Annotated in this window: 12 protein-coding genes; all 12 read left to right on the top strand. The window is 66.3% G+C overall.

Translation table 11 applies throughout. The annotated features are described in order from the left end of the window. Positions 1-566 precede the first annotated feature (566 nt). Positions 567-4,046 (top strand): DNA-directed RNA polymerase subunit beta, encoded by a 3,480-nt coding sequence (gene rpoB / locus A3IC_RS0106475; RefSeq protein WP_020549245.1) that lies wholly within the window; start codon positions 567-569, stop codon positions 4,044-4,046. A gap of 138 nt (positions 4,047-4,184) precedes the next feature. Beyond that, positions 4,185-8,060, top strand: coding sequence for a DNA-directed RNA polymerase subunit beta' (locus A3IC_RS0106470; protein WP_020549244.1), 3,876 nt, complete (start codon positions 4,185-4,187; stop codon positions 8,058-8,060). A 167-nt stretch (positions 8,061-8,227) separates the two neighbouring features. Then, positions 8,228-8,728: a DUF4190 domain-containing protein gene (locus tag A3IC_RS61895; protein ID WP_020549243.1), complete on the top strand. Its 501-nt coding sequence runs from the start codon at positions 8,228-8,230 to the stop codon at positions 8,726-8,728. A gap of 450 nt (positions 8,729-9,178) precedes the next feature. After that, positions 9,179-9,553: a 30S ribosomal protein S12 gene (rpsL, locus tag A3IC_RS0106460; protein WP_020549242.1), complete on the top strand. Its 375-nt coding sequence runs from the start codon at positions 9,179-9,181 to the stop codon at positions 9,551-9,553. Next, positions 9,553-10,023: a 30S ribosomal protein S7 gene (gene rpsG / locus A3IC_RS0106455; RefSeq protein WP_020549241.1), complete on the top strand. Its 471-nt coding sequence runs from the start codon at positions 9,553-9,555 to the stop codon at positions 10,021-10,023. Before rpsL ends, rpsG begins: the two co-directional genes overlap by 1 nt. Positions 10,024-10,065: 42 nt before the next feature. Next, a complete protein-coding gene (fusA, locus tag A3IC_RS0106450) occupies positions 10,066-12,195 on the top strand; it encodes an elongation factor G (RefSeq protein ID WP_026217945.1) in 2,130 nt (709 codons plus the stop codon). 129 nt (positions 12,196-12,324) lie between these two features. Next, complete coding sequence (tuf, locus tag A3IC_RS0106445; RefSeq protein ID WP_020549239.1) at positions 12,325-13,518, top strand: elongation factor Tu; 1,194 nt, start codon at positions 12,325-12,327, stop codon at positions 13,516-13,518. 524 nt (positions 13,519-14,042) lie between these two features. Beyond that, a complete protein-coding gene (rpsJ, locus tag A3IC_RS0106440) occupies positions 14,043-14,351 on the top strand; it encodes a 30S ribosomal protein S10 (RefSeq protein ID WP_020549238.1) in 309 nt (102 codons plus the stop codon). A gap of 13 nt (positions 14,352-14,364) precedes the next feature. Beyond that, positions 14,365-15,009 carry a 50S ribosomal protein L3 gene (gene rplC / locus A3IC_RS0106435; RefSeq protein ID WP_020549237.1) on the top strand — a complete coding sequence of 215 codons (645 nt, stop codon included), beginning with the start codon at positions 14,365-14,367 and terminating at the stop codon, positions 15,007-15,009. A 5-nt stretch (positions 15,010-15,014) separates the two neighbouring features. Further along, positions 15,015-15,692 (top strand): 50S ribosomal protein L4, encoded by a 678-nt coding sequence (rplD, locus tag A3IC_RS0106430; RefSeq protein WP_020549236.1) that lies wholly within the window; start codon positions 15,015-15,017, stop codon positions 15,690-15,692. Continuing rightward, positions 15,689-16,030, top strand: coding sequence for a 50S ribosomal protein L23 (gene rplW / locus A3IC_RS0106425; protein WP_020549235.1), 342 nt, complete (start codon positions 15,689-15,691; stop codon positions 16,028-16,030). Before rplD ends, rplW begins: the two co-directional genes overlap by 4 nt. 34 nt (positions 16,031-16,064) lie before the next feature. Then, entirely contained in the window at positions 16,065-16,901 is an 837-nt protein-coding gene (gene rplB, locus A3IC_RS0106420; RefSeq protein ID WP_020549234.1) for a 50S ribosomal protein L2, read from the top strand. Positions 16,902-16,912: the final 11 nt, after the last annotated feature.

The raw sequence follows: 16,912 nt of genomic DNA, 5'->3' as shown, positions 1-16,912 counted from the left end.
AACCCTCGCGACGACCCGTACAGAGTCGGACATACCCCTCTCGGCCTCGCTCGAAAGGGTGATACTCCCAACACTCTCAGCGCTCACCGGACCCCCTCGTACCAGGCCGGTCCCGCCCTGCCGAGGGCGCGCGCCAGGGCGCGCGGGTCGCCCTGCGAGCGCCCGATCCGGTCGTTGTCGGACCGGCGGTCTACCGTGTTTTCCAGGCTTCCCGAGGTTCCCCGCGGACCCGGTCGGCCACTGTGACGAGACTCTCGTCGCAGGCCGCGGGATCAGGACCTACGTCCGGTTTTCTCGGGGCGCGGAAGGGTTCCGTCGGCTCTGAGGGGGAAAGCAACCCCTTGACGAACGGATCGGGGCGCGCAATTCTTCGGACGCACCCCTGAAGCACGGTTGCCGGATGGTTTCTGAATCCGGGTGGTGGACCGGCCCTTCAATAGGGGCTGGACAGCGGTGTGCCTTGTGGCTACACTGACCCTTTGCGCTGCCTATTGACTTCTCCCGGTGTATGAACCCGGGCCGTCCAGTATGCGCATAGTGAGTCCGAGCCCTCGGAAGGACCCCTCTTGGCCGCCTCGCGCACCGCCTCCGCTACCAACCCCGGCGCCGCCACTGCCCCGCTCCGCATCTCCTTCGCCAAGATCAGGGAACCCCTGGAGGTTCCGAACCTTCTCGCGTTGCAGACCGAGAGCTTCGACTGGCTGCTCGGCAACAGTGCGTGGAAGGCACGGGTCGAGGCCGCCCTCGCGGGCGGACAGGATGTGCCCACCAAGTCCGGCCTCGAAGAGATCTTCGAAGAGATCTCTCCGATCGAGGACTTCTCCGGTTCGATGTCCCTGACGTTCCGGGACCACCGGTTCGAGCCTCCGAAGAACTCCATCGAGGAGTGCAAGGAGCGCGACTTCACCTACTCGGCGCCGCTGTTCGTCACGGCCGAGTTCACCAACAACGAGACCGGCGAGATCAAGAGCCAGACGGTCTTCATGGGCGACTTCCCGCTCATGACGAACAAGGGCACCTTCATCATCAACGGCACCGAGCGTGTCGTGGTGTCCCAGCTGGTTCGCTCCCCGGGTGTGTACTTCGACAGCCAGGTCGACAAGACGTCCGACAAGGACATCTTCAGCGCGAAGGTCATCCCCTCGCGTGGCGCCTGGCTCGAGCTGGAGATCGACAAGCGCGACACCGTCGGCGTCCGCATCGACCGCAAGCGCAAGCAGAGCGTCACCGTGCTGCTGAAGGCGCTCGGCTGGACCGACTCCCAGATCCTCGAGGAGTTCGGCCAGTACGAGTCGATGCGGCAGACCCTGGAGAAGGACCACACCCAGGGCCAGGACGACGCGCTGCTGGACATCTACCGCAAGCTGCGTCCGGGGGAGCCGCCGACCCGCGAGGCCGCGCAGACCCTGCTCGAGAACCTCTACTTCAACCCGAAGCGCTACGACCTCGCGAAGGTCGGCCGCTACAAGGTGAACAAGAAGCTCGGGGTGGAGCAGGCCCTGGACGCCGGCGTGATGACCGTCGAGGACGTCATCGCCACCATCAAGTACCTGGTCAAGCTGCACGCCGGCGAGACCGAGATGGCGGGCGCCTCCGGCCAGGAGATCGTGGTCGAGGTCGACGACATCGACCACTTCGGCAACCGTCGTCTGCGCAACGTCGGCGAGCTCATCCAGAACCAGGTCCGCACCGGCCTGGCCCGGATGGAGCGCGTCGTCCGCGAGCGGATGACCACCCAGGACGTCGAGGCGATCACGCCGCAGACCCTGATCAACATCCGGCCGGTCGTCGCCTCCATCAAGGAGTTCTTCGGCACCAGCCAGCTGTCCCAGTTCATGGACCAGACGAACCCGCTGTCGGGCCTGACCCACAAGCGTCGTCTGTCCGCCCTGGGCCCCGGCGGTCTCTCCCGTGAGCGGGCCGGCTTCGAGGTCCGTGACGTGCACCCGTCGCACTACGGCCGGATGTGCCCGATCGAGACCCCCGAAGGCCCGAACATCGGTCTGATCGGCTCGCTCGCGTCCTACGGTCGGGTCAACGCGTTCGGTTTCGTGGAGACCCCGTACCGCAAGGTGATCGAGGGTCGGGTCACCGACGGCATCGACTACCTGACGGCCGACGAGGAAGACCGCTTCGTCATCGCCCAGGCGAACGCGCCGCTGAACGAGGACGACTCGTTCGCCGAGGCTCGTGTGCTCGTGCGTCGCCGCGGCGGCGAGATCGACTACATCCCCGGCGACGAAGTCGACTACATGGACGTCTCGCCGCGCCAGATGGTGTCGGTCGCGACCGCGATGATCCCGTTCCTCGAGCACGACGACGCGAACCGCGCGCTCATGGGCTCGAACATGATGCGCCAGGCCGTGCCGCTGCTGAAGGCGGAGTCCCCGCTGGTGGGCACCGGCATGGAGTACCGCGCCGCGGTCGACGCCGCCGATGTGATCACCGCGGAGAAGCCGGGTGTGGTCCAGGACGTCTCGGCCGACTACATCACCGTCATGAACGACGACGCGACGTACACCACGTACCGCGTGCAGAAGTTCATGCGCTCGAACCAGGGCACGTCCTTCAACCAGAAGGTCGTCGTCGACGAGGGCGCTCGGGTCGAGGCCGGCCAGGTGCTGGCCGACGGTCCGTGCACCGAAGAGGGCGAGATGGCCCTCGGCAAGAACCTGCTCGTGGCGTTCATGCCATGGGAGGGTCACAACTACGAAGACGCGATCATCCTGTCGCAGCGTCTGGTGCAGGACGACGTCCTCTCCTCGATCCACATCGAGGAGCACGAGGTCGACGCCCGTGACACCAAGCTCGGCCCGGAGGAGATCACTCGGGACATCCCGAACGTCTCCGAAGAGGTCCTCGCGGACCTGGACGAGCGCGGCATCATCCGGATCGGCGCCGACGTCGTGCCCGGCGACATCCTGGTCGGCAAGGTCACGCCCAAGGGTGAGACCGAGCTGACCCCGGAGGAGCGCCTGCTCCGCGCGATCTTCGGCGAGAAGGCGCGCGAGGTGCGCGACACCTCGCTCAAGGTCCCGCACGGCGAGTCGGGCAAGGTCATCGGCGTCCGCGTCTTCGACCGCGAGGCCGGCGACGAGCTGCCGCCGGGCGTGAACCAGCTGGTCCGCGTCTACGTCGCGCAGAAGCGCAAGATCACCGACGGTGACAAGCTCGCCGGTCGCCACGGCAACAAGGGCGTCATCTCGAAGATCCTGCCGGTCGAGGACATGCCGTTCCTGGAGGACGGCACCCCGGTCGACATCATCCTCAACCCGCTCGGTGTCCCGTCCCGAATGAACCCGGGTCAGGTCCTGGAGACGCACCTCGGCTGGATCGCCAAGACCGGCTGGAGCGTCGAGGGCGACGACGAGGACTGGAAGGGTCGCCTCCGGGCGATCGCGGCCGACCAGGGTGCCCCCGGCACCAACGTCGCCACCCCGGTCTTCGACGGTGCGCGCGAGGAGGAGATCACCGGTCTCCTCGACTCGACCAACAAGACCCGCGACGGCGTCCGTCTGATCGACGGCACCGGCAAGGCGAAGATGTACGACGGCCGCTCCGGCGAGCCGTTCCCGCACCCGGTATCGGTCGGGTACATGTACATCCTCAAGCTGCACCACCTGGTCGACGACAAGCTGCACGCCCGGTCGACCGGTCCCTACTCGATGATCACCCAGCAGCCGCTGGGTGGTAAGGCCCAGTTCGGTGGCCAGCGATTCGGTGAGATGGAGGTGTGGGCACTCGAGGCATACGGTGCCGCCTACGCGCTCCAGGAACTGCTGACCATCAAGTCCGACGACGTCCTCGGCCGCGTGAAGGTGTACGAGGCGATCGTCAAGGGCGAGAACATCCCGGAGCCGGGCATCCCCGAGTCCTTCAAGGTGCTCATCAAGGAGATGCAGTCGCTCTGCCTCAACGTGGAGGTCCTCTCCAGCGACGGTATGTCGATCGAGATGCGCGACACCGACGAGGACGTCTTCCGCGCTGCGGAGGAGCTTGGTATCGACCTGTCGCGGCGTGAGCCGAGCAGCGTCGAAGAGGTCTGAGGCTCCCTCCCGGGTCCGGCCGTGAGGCCGGCCCCGGGATTTCGACCCCAGTCCTGATGAAGACACACACTGGTGAGCACGGCACAGCCCCCGCCGTGACCGCCGGGACCAAACCCCGAAAGAGGGATTGACGAAACAGTGCTCGACGTCAACTTCTTCGACGAGCTGCGTATCGGCCTCGCTACCGCAGACGACATCCGCCAGTGGTCGCACGGTGAAGTCAAGAAGCCCGAGACCATCAACTACCGCACCCTGAAGCCGGAAAAGGACGGGCTCTTCTGCGAGAAGATCTTCGGCCCGACCCGGGACTGGGAGTGCTACTGCGGCAAGTACAAGCGCGTCCGCTTCAAGGGCATCATTTGTGAGCGCTGCGGCGTCGAGGTGACTCGCGCCAAGGTGCGTCGTGAGCGCATGGGCCACATCGAGCTCGCCGCGCCGGTCACGCACATCTGGTACTTCAAGGGCGTGCCCAGCCGCCTCGGCTACCTGCTCGACCTCGCCCCGAAGGACCTCGAGAAGGTCATCTACTTCGCGGCGTACATGATCACGTACGTCGACGACGAGCGTCGCCAGCGCGACCTGCCGTCCCTCGACGCCAAGATCTCGGTCGAGCGTCAGCAGATCGAGCAGCGTCGTGACGCCAGCGTCGAAGAGCGCCAGAAGAAGCTCGAGACCGACCTCGCCGAGTTGGAGGCCGAGGGCGCCAAGTCCGACGTCCGCCGCAAGGTGCGCGAGGGTGCCGAGCGCGAGATGAAGCAGCTGCGCGACCGCAACCAGCGCGAGCTCGACCGTCTCGACGATGTCTGGACCCGGTTCAAGAACCTCAAGGTCCAGGACCTCGAAGGCGACGAGATCCTCTTCCGTGAGATGCGTGACCGCTTCGGCACGTACTTCATGGGCGGCATGGGCGCGCAGGCGCTCCAGCGTCGGCTGGAGTCGTTCGACCTCGACGCCGAGGCCGAGAAGCTGCGCGAGATCATCCGTACCGGCAAGGGCCAGAAGAAGACCCGGGCGCTCAAGCGCCTCAAGGTCGTCTCCGCGTTCCAGCAGACCCGGAACAGCCCCAACGGCATGGTCCTGGACTGCGTCCCGGTGATCCCGCCGGACCTGCGTCCGATGGTGCAGCTGGACGGTGGCCGCTTCGCGACCTCCGACCTGAACGACCTGTACCGCCGCGTGATCAACCGCAACAACCGGTTGAAGCGTCTGCTCGACCTCGGTGCCCCCGAGATCATCGTGAACAACGAGAAGCGGATGCTCCAGGAGGCCGTCGACGCGCTGTTCGACAACGGCCGCCGCGGTCGTCCGGTGACCGGCCCCGGCAACCGGCCGCTCAAGTCGCTGTCCGACATGCTCAAGGGCAAGCAGGGTCGTTTCCGGCAGAACCTGCTCGGCAAGCGTGTGGACTACTCCGCGCGTTCGGTCATCGTCGTCGGCCCGCAGCTCAAGCTGCACCAGTGCGGTCTGCCGAAGGCCATGGCGCTCGAGCTGTTCAAGCCGTTCGTGATGAAGCGCCTGGTGGACCTCAACCACGCGCAGAACATCAAGTCGGCCAAGCGCATGGTCGAGCGCGCCCGCCCCGTGGTGTGGGACGTGCTCGAAGAGGTCATCGCCGAGCACCCGGTGCTGCTCAACCGCGCACCGACGCTGCACCGTCTGGGCATCCAGGCGTTCGAGCCGCAGCTCGTCGAGGGCAAGGCCATCCAGATTCACCCGCTCGTGTGCACCGCGTTCAACGCGGACTTCGACGGTGACCAGATGGCCGTTCACCTGCCGCTCTCCGCGGAGGCGCAGGCCGAGGCGCGCATCCTCATGTTGTCGAGCAACAACATCCTGAAGCCGGCCGACGGTCGTCCCGTCACCATGCCGACCCAGGACATGGTGCTCGGCCTGTTCTTCCTGACCTCCGAGCGGGAGAACACCAAGGGCGACGGGCGCGTCTTCGCGTCCACGGCCGAGGCGATCATGGCGTTCGACGCCCGTGAGCTCGACCTGCAGGCGAAGATCGAACTCCGGCTGCCGGCCGGCATGGTCCCCTCGCGCGGCTGGGTCGCGCCGGAGGGCTGGGAGCCCGGTTCGCCGCTGCGCGTGCGCACCTCGCTCGGTCGCGCGCTGTTCAACGAGCTCCTGCCGGCGGACTACCCGTTCGTCGACGAGGAGATCGGCAAGAAGACGCTGTCGATCATCGTGAACGATCTGGCGGAGCGGTACCCGAAGGTGGTCGTGGCGGCAACGCTGGACAACCTGAAGGAGGCCGGCTTCCACTGGGCCACCCGTTCCGGTGTCACCGTCTCGATCTCCGACGTCGTCGTCCCGCCGGCGAAGAAGGAGATCCTGGAGCGCTTCGAGGCCCAGGCCGAGAAGGTCCAGAAGCAGTACGAGCGCGGCCTGATCACCAAGGACGAGCGTCAGCAGGAGCAGATTCAGATCTGGACCAAGGCGACCAACGAGGTTGCCGAGGCGATGAACCTGAACTTCCCCAAGACGAACCCCATCTTCATGATGGTCGACTCGGGTGCTCGCGGAAACATGATGCAGATGCGTCAGATCGCGGGTATGCGTGGTCTGGTGTCCAACGCCAAGAACGAGACGATTCCCCGTCCCATCAAGGCGTCCTTCCGTGAGGGCCTGTCCGTCCTCGAGTACTTCATCTCGACGCACGGTGCCCGTAAGGGTCTGGCCGACACCGCGCTGCGTACCGCCGACTCGGGTTACCTGACCCGTCGTCTGGTGGACGTCTCGCAGGACGTGATCGTGCGCGAGGAGGACTGCGGCACCGACCGCGGTCTGGTCCTGTCGATCGCCACCCGCGGCGCCGACGGCGTGCTCCGCAAGGACGACGACGTCGAGACCAGCGTGTACGCCCGCAACCTGGCCGAGGACGTCGTCGTCGACGGCAAGGTGCTGGCCCCGGCCAACGCCGACCTCGGCGACGTGATCATCAACCACCTCGTCGCCGAGGGCGTCGAGTCGGTGAAGACGCGTTCGGTGCTGACCTGCGAGTCCAAGGTCGGTACGTGCGCCATGTGCTACGGCCGCTCGTTGGCGACCGGCAAGCTCGTGGACATCGGCGAGGCGGTCGGCATCATCGCCGCCCAGTCGATCGGTGAGCCCGGCACCCAGCTGACGATGCGCACCTTCCACACCGGTGGTGTGGCGGGTGACGACATCACGCAGGGTCTGCCGCGTGTCGTCGAGCTCTTCGAGGCGCGCACCCCCAAGGGTGTCGCCCCGATCAGCGAGGCGGCCGGTCGGGTGCGCATCGAGGACACCGAGAAGACCCGCAAGGTCGTGGTGGTCCCGGACGACGGTTCCGAGGAACTGGCGTACGCGGTCAGCAAGCGCTCGCGCCTGCTGGTCGACGAGGGCGACCACGTCGACGTCGGTCAGAAGATGCTCGTCGGTGCGGTCAACCCGCACGACGTGCTGCGCATCCTCGGCCAGCGTGCGGTGCAGATCCACCTCGTGGCGGAGGTCCAGCAGGTCTACCGCTCGCAGGGTGTGTCGATCCACGACAAGCACATCGAGATCATCATTCGGCAGATGCTCCGCCGCGTGACGATCATCGAGTCGGGCGACGCCGAGCTGCTTCCGGGCGAGCTCGTCGAGCGCGGCCGGTTCGAGACCGAGAACCGTCGGGTGATGTCCGAGAGCGGGCACCCGGCCTCGGGTCGTCCGCAGCTCATGGGCATCACGAAGGCGTCGCTGGCCACCGAGTCGTGGCTGTCGGCGGCCTCCTTCCAGGAGACGACCCGAGTGCTGACCGACGCGGCGATCCACGCCAAGTCGGACCCGCTGCTGGGCCTGAAGGAGAACGTGATCCTCGGCAAGCTCATCCCGGCCGGTACGGGCATGCCCCGCTACCGCAACATCCGGGTCGAGCCCACCGAGGAGGCCAAGGCCGCGATGTACTCGATGTCCGGGTACGACGAGGCCGACTACTCCGCGTTCGGCACCGGCTCCGGCCAGGCCGTCCCGCTGGAGGAGTACGACTTCGGCGGCTACCAGGGCTGATCCGCCCATGGCCGGGCCGATTCACCGGTAGTAGCGACAGGGCCGCCATCCTTCGGGATGGCGGCCCTGTCGCATGTCCACACCTTTGTGTACGCGTACCTCTCCACCGCCCGCTCCGATCGGTGCGACGATGCTCCCAACGCGCCGTCCCACTCCGGGAGAACCCCATGAGCACCCCTGGCGGGTCCGAGTACGGTCCCCACCGAGAGCAGCCGCACGGCGATGCGCAGAGCCCCTACGGCGAGCCGTACCCGCCCTACGGCTACGGCTACGGGCCGGGGGAGTCGCCCGCCCCGTACGGCTACGGCCAGGCGCCGCAGTACGGGCACCAGCCGCCGTACGGCTACGGCTACCACCAGTACCCCGGCTACGGCGGCTACCTGCCCCAGCCGGGCACCAACGGCCTGGCCATCGCGTCGATGATCCTGGGCATCGTCTGGCTGTACTGGCTGGGCAGCCTGCTCGCGGTGATCTTCGGCCACATAGCGCTGGCCCAGACCGCCCGCACCGGTCAGCAGGGCCGGGGCATGGCGATCGCCGGCGTGGTCCTGGGCTGGATCGGCATGGCCCTCCTGGCGCTGACCATCGTGGTGCTCGTGCTGGACTCGAACCACCACGACTATTCGGAGCACCTGAACCTGTTCGGCGCGCTGCGCGCGGTGTGCTGAGTCACGTTCGGGCCGTGCGGCGCCGGCCGGGCGCGTGCTCGTTCGCCTCGGGCCGCAATGCCGGGTACGGTGGGGCTCGGAGGGTGATGTACCGCCCTGAACGATTCGGTGCTCCACGAAGGTGAGAGCGCCGAATTCGATGTCGTGGTGGGGGTCTTTCTTTTCGCTTTGACCTCTGCTGCTGTGGTAGGTAGTCTCTCTCCTTGTGCCTGGGGTGTCCCCGGGCTCTTGTGCCTGCGCTCACCGCAATCCCGACGGGATGCGTGCGTGAGAGGGCGCGGGAGACCGACCCGCAGCCTCCCGAACAAGCACACTCCCAAGACCGGGCGACACGCCCGACCGCGGGGGTCGGATCTTGCGGTTGGCTCCGGCGTCGACCGGGATGCAGGCCGATTCAGACATTGCAGTCGCTTCAAAAAGACCGCTCGGCACGAAGAAGACGGAGACGCGGTGCCCACGATCCAGCAGCTGGTCCGAAAGGGCCGCCAGGACAAGGTCGACAAGGCCAAGACTCCGGCGCTCAAGGGGAGCCCGCAGCGTCGCGGCGTGTGCACCCGTGTTTACACGACGACGCCGAAGAAGCCGAACTCGGCGCTTCGCAAGGTCGCGCGTGTGCGCCTCACGAGTGGCATCGAGGTGACGGCCTATATCCCCGGCGAGGGTCACAACCTCCAGGAGCACTCGATCGTGCTCGTTCGCGGTGGTCGTGTGAAGGACCTCCCCGGTGTCCGCTACAAGATCATTCGTGGTTCGCTCGACACCCAGGGTGTCAAGAACCGCAAGCAGGCGCGCAGCCGCTACGGCGCGAAGAAGGAGAAGAGCTAATGCCGCGTAAGGGCCCTGCCCCCAAGCGACCGGTCATCATCGACCCGGTTTACAACTCGCCGTTGGTCACCTCGCTGGTGAACAAGGTCCTGATGAGCGGCAAGCGCTCCGTCGCCGAGAAGATCGTCTACGGCGCGCTCGAAGGCTGCCGCGAGAAGACCGGTACCGACCCGGTCATCACGCTCAAGCGTGCCCTCGAGAACGTGAAGCCGACCCTCGAGGTCCGCAGCCGCCGTGTCGGTGGCGCGACCTACCAGGTGCCGGTCGAGGTCCGTCCGGGCCGCTCCACGACCCTCGCTCTCCGCTGGCTCGTCGGCTACTCCCGCGCTCGTCGCGAGAAGACGATGACCGAGCGTCTGATGAACGAGCTCCTGGACGCGAGCAACGGTCTGGGCGCCGCGGTCAAGCGCCGCGAGGACACCCACAAGATGGCCGAGTCCAACAAGGCCTTCGCGCACTACCGCTGGTAGTTCCACCCGCAACGACGAGAAGCCGAGAGAAGACAAGCCACGATGGCTACCACTGCTCTTGATCTGGCCAAGGTCCGAAACATCGGCATCATGGCCCACATCGACGCGGGCAAGACCACCACCACCGAGCGGATCCTGTTCTACACCGGGGTCAACTACAAGATCGGTGAGGTTCATGAGGGCGCTGCCACCATGGACTGGATGGAACAGGAGCAGGAGCGCGGCATCACCATCACGTCTGCCGCGACGACCTGTCACTGGACGCTCGACGACGTCGATCACACGATCAACATCATCGACACCCCCGGCCACGTCGACTTCACCGTCGAGGTGGAGCGTTCGCTGCGCGTGCTCGACGGCGCCGTCACCGTCTTCGACGGTGTCGCCGGCGTGGAGCCGCAGTCCGAGACCGTTTGGCGTCAGGCCGACCGGTACGGCGTGCCGCGCATCTGCTTCGTGAACAAGCTCGACCGCACCGGCGCCGAGTTCCACCGCTGTGTCGACATGATCGACGCGCGACTGGGCGCGGTTCCGCTGGTGATGCAGCTGCCGATCGGCACCGAGATGGACTTCCAGGGTGTTGTCGACCTGGTCGCCATGAAGGCGCTGGTCTGGTCGGCCGAGGCGGCCAAGGGCGAGATGTACGACGTCGTCGACATCCCGGCCACGCACACCGAGGCCGCCGCCGAGTACCGAGGCAAGCTGCTCGAGACGATCGCCGAGTACGACGACCAGATGATGGAGCTGTACCTGGAGGGCGAAGAGCCCACCACGGAGCAGCTGATCGCCGCGATCCGTCGCGCGACCATCGCCTCGACCAAGGGTGAGAACAAGGGCAAGCCCACGTTCACCCCCGTGTTCTGTGGCACCGCGTTCAAGAACAAGGGCGTCCAGCCCCTGCTCGACGCGGTCGTTCGTTACCTGCCGTCGCCGCTCGACATCGAGGGCATCCAGGGTCACGCGGTCAACAAGGAAGAAGAGGTCATCGTTCGCCAGCCGAGCGATGACGAGCCCTTCGCGGGCCTCGCCTTCAAGATCATGCGTGACCCGCACCTGGGCAAGCTCACCTTCGTCCGGGTGTACTCGGGCGTCCTGGAAGCCGGCAGCTCCGTGCTGAACTCGGTGAAGGGCCGCAAGGAGCGCATCGGCAAGATCTACCGGATGCACGCGAACAAGCGTGAGGAGATCCCGTCGGTCGGCGCGGGCGACATCATCGCGGTGATGGGTCTCAAGGACACCACCACCGGTGAGACGCTCTGCGACCCGGCGAACCCGGTGATCCTGGAGTCGATGACGTTCCCGGCCCCGGTCATCGAGGTCGCGATCGAGCCGAAGTCCAAGGGCGACCAGGAGAAGCTGGGTGTCGCCATCCAGTCCCTCGCCGCCGAGGACCCCTCGTTCCAGGTGCACTCCGACGAGGAGACCGGCCAGACGATCATCGGCGGCATGGGCGAGCTGCACCTCGAGGTGCTGGTCGACCGGATGAAGCGCGAATTCCGCGTGGAGGCCAACGTCGGCAAGCCGCAGGTGGCCTACCGCGAGACGATCCGCAAGGTCGTCGAGCGTGTGGACTACACGCACAAGAAGCAGACCGGTGGTACCGGTCAGTTCGCCAAGGTGCAGATCGCGCTCGAGCCGCTCGAGGGCGACGCGTACGAGTTCGTCAACAAGGTCACCGGTGGCCGTATCCCCAGGGAGTACATCCCCTCGGTGGACGCGGGTGCGCAGGAGGCCATGCAGTACGGCGTTCTCGCCGGCTACCCGATGGTCGGCGTGCGACTGACGCTGATCGACGGTGGCTACCACGAGGTCGACTCGTCCGAACTCGCGTTCAAGATCGCCGGTTCGCAGGCGTTCAAGGAAGCGGCTCGGCAGGCCAGTCCGGCTCTTCTCGAGCCGATGATGGCCGTCGAGGTCACCACGCCCGAGGACTACATGGGCGATGTGATCGGCGACCTCAACTCGCGTCGCGGCCAGATCCAAGCCATGGACGAGCGCTTTGGTGCGCGTGTCGTCAAGGCTTTGGTCCCGCTGTCGGAGATGTTCGGCTATGTCGGCGACCTCCGCAGCAAGACCTCGGGTCGCGCGAGCTACTCCATGCAGTTCGACTCCTACGCCGAGGTTCCGAGGAACGTCGCCGAGGAGATCATCGCCAAGTCGCGCGGCGAGTAATCACCGCCACCGCGGCATCAGCGATACCAGGGGGACCCGGGGTCCGCAGGACTCCGGTGCCCCCGCCCCGGCTCACCCCCGATACCCGACGTCGTACGGCGTAAAGAACCAGTCCACAGGAGGACCCCAGTGGCGAAGGCTAAGTTCGAGCGGACTAAGCCGCACGTCAACATCGGCACCATTGGTCACATCGACCACGGTAAGACGACGCTGACCGCGGCGATTACCAAGGTGCTGCACGACGCGTACCCGGACCTGAACCCCTTCACGCCGTTCGACCAGATCGACAAGGCGCCGGAGGAGCGGCAGCGCGGTATCACGATCTCGATCGCGCACGTCGAGTACCAGACGGAGAACCGTCACTACGCGCACGTCGACTGCCCCGGGCACGCCGACTACATCAAGAACATGATCACCGGTGCCGCGCAGATGGACGGCGCGATCCTCGTGGTCGCCGCCACCGACGGCCCGATGCCGCAGACCAAGGAGCACGTGCTCCTGGCCCGCCAGGTCGGCGTTCCGTACATCGTGGTCGCGCTGAACAAGGCCGACATGGTGGACGACGAGGAGATCCTGGAGCTCGTCGAGCTCGAGGTGCGCGAGCTCCTCTCCGAGTACGAGTTCCCGGGCGACGACCTTCCGGTCGTGCGGGTCTCGGCGCTCAAGGCGCTCGAGGGCGACAAGGAGTGGGGCTCCAAGCTCCTCGACCTGATGGCCGCCGTCGACGAGGCGATCCCGACCCCGCCGCGTGACACCGACAAGCCGTTCCTCATGCCCGTCGAGGACGTCTTCACGATCACCGGTCGTGGCACCGTCGTCACCGGCCGCATCGAGCGTGGCATCGTCAAGGTCAACGAGACTGTCGACATCGTCGGCATCAAGGAGACCAAGACCACCACCACGGTCACCGGCATCGAGATGTTCCGCAAGCTGCTCGACGAGGGCCAGGCGGGCGAGAACGTCGGTCTGCTCCTTCGTGGCATCAAGCGCGAGGACGTCGAGCGCGGCCAGGTCATCATCAAGCCGGGTTCGGTCACGCCGCACACCGACTTCGAGGCTCAGGTCTACATCCTGTCGAAGGACGAGGGTGGCCGTCACACCCCCTTCTTCAACAACTACCGGCCGCAGTTCTACTTCCGTACGACGGACGTGACCGGCGTGGTGACCCTCCCCGAGGGCACCGAGATGGTCATGCCGGGTGACAACACCGGCATGGACGTCGCGCTGATCCAGCCGATCGCCATGGAAGAGGGCCTGCGTTTCGCCATCCGTGAGGGTGGCCGCACCGTGGGCGCCGGCCAGGTCGTCAAGATCAAGAAGTGATGAAATCCCGCCCGCCGGTCCACCTGGGTCGGCGGGCGGGGCTTTGTCCGGATCGATTCCACCCCCAAGGTGGGACCGGATATCCATTGCTCGGGGGCTCTCTCAAACCTGGGAGAGTCGCTCGATTGGCCAAGCCCGCCATTCGTGGGGCATACTAGCCAAGTTGCTCGGATAGACAACGGGCTGCGCCGTGCCTGTCGCACAGACGGAATCGGGCGCCGGCCTTGTTGACTCCGAACAATCGGTGGACTTCTGTCCTGCCACCCATGCAGCCGGCGTCGTCGCTTAGCGACCTCGTGTCGTCCTTTCGCTTGCCGCAGCGAAGGTGATGCCGAGAGTACGTTGCCCAGGCCCCCAGGCCGCCCGTAAGGGTTTCCAAGGGGTGCTTGTGAGCAACAGAGCGACACGCCCGACCGCGGGGGTCGGCGGGGAAGGGAAACCCCAACGGGTTTTCAGCCCAAGTCTTCTCCCCGTGTCAGCGGGGGTGATCCGCAGCGGTACGAGAGAAGGAATTCGAAGCAGCCATGGCGGGACAGAAGATCCGCATCAGGCTCAAGGCCTACGACCACGAGGTCATCGACAGTTCGGCGAAGAAGATCGTCGAGACGGTGACGCGTACTGGTGCGCAGGTTGCGGGACCGGTGCCGCTGCCGACCGAGAAGAACGTGTACTGCGTCATCCGCTCGCCGCACAAGTACAAGGACTCGCGCGAGCACTTCGAGATGCGCACTCACAAGCGGCTCATCGACATCCTCGACCCCACGCCGAAGACGGTCGACTCGCTTATGCGTCTCGACCTGCCGGCCGGCGTCGACATCGAGATCAAGCTCTGAGGACGCACCGACGATGACGAAGCAGATGAAGGGCATTCTGGGCAAGAAGCTCGGCATGACCCAGGTCTGGGACGAGAACAACCGCGTCGTTCCAGTGACTGTGGTCGAGGCCGGGCCCTGCGTCGTGACCCAGGTCCGCAACGCCGAGGTCGACGGCTACTCCGCCGTCCAGATCGCGTTCGGCGCGATCGACCCGCGCAAGGTGAACAAGCCGCTCGCCGGCCACTTCGCCAAGGCCGGGGTCACCCCGCGCCGCCACCTGGTCGAGCTGCGCACCTCCGACGCCGGCGAGTACAAGCTGGCCGACGAGATCACCGCCGATGTGTTCGAGGCCGGCCAGAAGGTCGACGTCATGGGCACCTCGAAGGGCAAGGGCACGGCCGGTGTCATGAAGCGGCACGGCTTCAAGGGTCTCGGCAGCTCGCACGGTACGCAGCGCAAGCACCGCTCGCCCGGCTCGATCGGTGGCTGCGCCACCCCGGGTCGTGTGTTCAAGGGCGTGCGCATGGCAGGCCGCATGGGTAACGAGCGCGTCTCCACCCAGAACCTGACCGTTCACGCCGTCGACGCCGAGAAGGGCCTGCTCCTGATCAAGGGCGCGGTCCCCGGTCCGAACGGCGGCCTGGTTCTGGTGCGCACTGCTGCGAAGGGTGTGTGAATTTCATGACCAGCATTGACGTTCTTTCGCCCGCCGGCGAGAAGTCCGGGACGATCGACCTCCCCGCGGAGCTGTTCGACGTCCAGGTGAGCATCCCGACGATCCACCAGGTCGTCGTGGCCCAGCTCGCCGCGGCTCGTCAGGGCACGCACAAGACCAAGACTCGTGGCGAGGTCCGCGGTGGTGGGCGCAAGCCGTACCGCCAGAAGGGCACCGGTCGCGCCCGTCAGGGTTCGACCCGCGCGCCGCAGTTCGCCGGTGGTGGCGTCGTGCACGGTCCCGTGCCGCGTGACTACGAGCAGCGGACCCCGAAGAAGATGAAGGCGTCCGCCCTGCGCGGCGCCCTCTCCGACCGGGCGCGTCACGAGCGCATCCACTGCGTTTCCGCGCTGATCGAGGGCGACAAGCCGTCGGTCAAGGCGGCGAAGACGCTGCTCGGCAAGATCAGTGAGCGCAAGAACGTGCTCCTGGTCGTCGAGAAGTCCGACACCACTGCCTGGCTGAGCGCCCGCAACCTTCCGCAGGTGCACTTGCTCGAGGTCGGGCAGCTGAACACCTACGACGTGCTCGTCTCCGACGACGTGGTCTTCACGAAGGCCGCTCTGGAGCGCTTCATCGCCGGACCGGCGCAGGCCGCCTCGGCGGTCGCGAGCTCCGACGAGCTCGAAGGGAGCCACGCGTGAGCACCGACACCGTCGAGAGCACGACGAAGGTCACCAGCAAGACCTACACCGACCCGCGCGACGTGCTGCTGAAGCCGGTGATCTCGGAGAAGAGCTACGGGCTCATCGACGAGAACAAGTACACGTTCATCGTGCACCCCGACGCCAACAAGACCCAGATCAAGCAGGCCGTCATCGCGGTCTTCGGGGTCAAGGTCGAGAGCGTCAACACGATCAACCGCGTTGGTAAGCGCAAGCGCACCAAGACCGGTTTCGGCAAGCGCAAGGACACGAAGCGCGCGATCGTCACCCTTGCAGAGGGCGAGCGGATCGACATCTTCGGTGGACCCGTCGGCTGACGGCCGCTGATACGGACGAGGACTAAGAGAAGCCATGGGCATCCGCAAGTACAAGCCGACGACGCCGGGCCGTCGTGGCGCCAGCGTCGCCGACTTCGTCGAGATCACGCGGTCCGAGCCGGAGAAGTCGCTGGTCCGCCCTCTGCACAGCAAGGGTGGTCGTAACAACCACGGCCGTGTGACTGCTCGCCACCAGGGTGGCGGCCACAAGCGCGCGTACCGACTGATCGACTTCCGGCGCAACGACAAGGACGGCGTTCCGGCGAAGGTCGCTCACATCGAGTACGACCCGAACCGCACCGCGCGCATCGCTCTTCTGCACTACGCGGACGGCGAGAAGCGCTACATCCTTTGCCCGAACAAGCTGAAGCAGGGCGACCGGATCGAAAACGGTCCGGGCGCCGACATCAAGCCGGGCAACAACATGCCGCTCCGGAACATCCCGGTCGGTACGGTCATCCACGCCATCGAGCTTCGGCCCGGTGGCGGCGCGAAGATCGCCCGTTCCGCGGGTGTCAGCGTGCAGCTGCTGGCGAAGGAGGGCGCCCACGCGACCCTCCGCATGCCCTCGGGCGAAATTCGCCTGGTGGACGTGCGCTGCCGGGCGACGGTCGGCGAGATCGGCAATGCCGAGCAGTCGAACATCAACTGGGGCAAGGCCGGTCGCATGCGCTGGAAGGGCAAGCGCCCGACCGTCCGCGGTGTGGCGATGAACCCCATCGACCACCCGCACGGTGGTGGTGAGGGTAAGACCTCTGGTGGTCGCCACCCGGTGAGCCCCTGGGGTAAGCCCGAGGGTCGTACTCGCCGGCCGAAGAAGGCCAGCGACAAGCTCATCATCCGCCGCCGCAAGACGAACAAGAAGCGCTAGGAGCAGTCTCG

It is taken from the genome of Embleya scabrispora DSM 41855 (assembly GCF_000372745.1).
Taxonomy (GTDB): domain Bacteria; phylum Actinomycetota; class Actinomycetes; order Streptomycetales; family Streptomycetaceae; genus Embleya; species Embleya scabrispora.
The sequence above is the reverse complement of the archived record's forward strand: the minus strand, read 5'-3'. Positions and strand labels throughout refer to the sequence as shown.

Bases quoted from the DNA above. Each gene is read 5' to 3' on its own strand.
- A3IC_RS61895 (WP_020549243.1), top strand. From the start codon at position 8,228: ATGAGCACCCCTGGCGGGTCCGAGTACGGTCCCCACCGAGAGCAGCCG.
- rpsG (WP_020549241.1), top strand. From the start codon at position 9,553: ATGCCGCGTAAGGGCCCTGCCCCCAAGCGACCGGTCATCATCGACCCG.
- fusA (WP_026217945.1), top strand. From the start codon at position 10,066: ATGGCTACCACTGCTCTTGATCTGGCCAAGGTCCGAAACATCGGCATC.
- rpsJ (WP_020549238.1), top strand. From the start codon at position 14,043: ATGGCGGGACAGAAGATCCGCATCAGGCTCAAGGCCTACGACCACGAG.
- rplC (WP_020549237.1), top strand. From the start codon at position 14,365: ATGACGAAGCAGATGAAGGGCATTCTGGGCAAGAAGCTCGGCATGACC.
- rplD (WP_020549236.1), top strand. From the start codon at position 15,015: ATGACCAGCATTGACGTTCTTTCGCCCGCCGGCGAGAAGTCCGGGACG.
- rplB (WP_020549234.1), top strand. From the start codon at position 16,065: ATGGGCATCCGCAAGTACAAGCCGACGACGCCGGGCCGTCGTGGCGCC.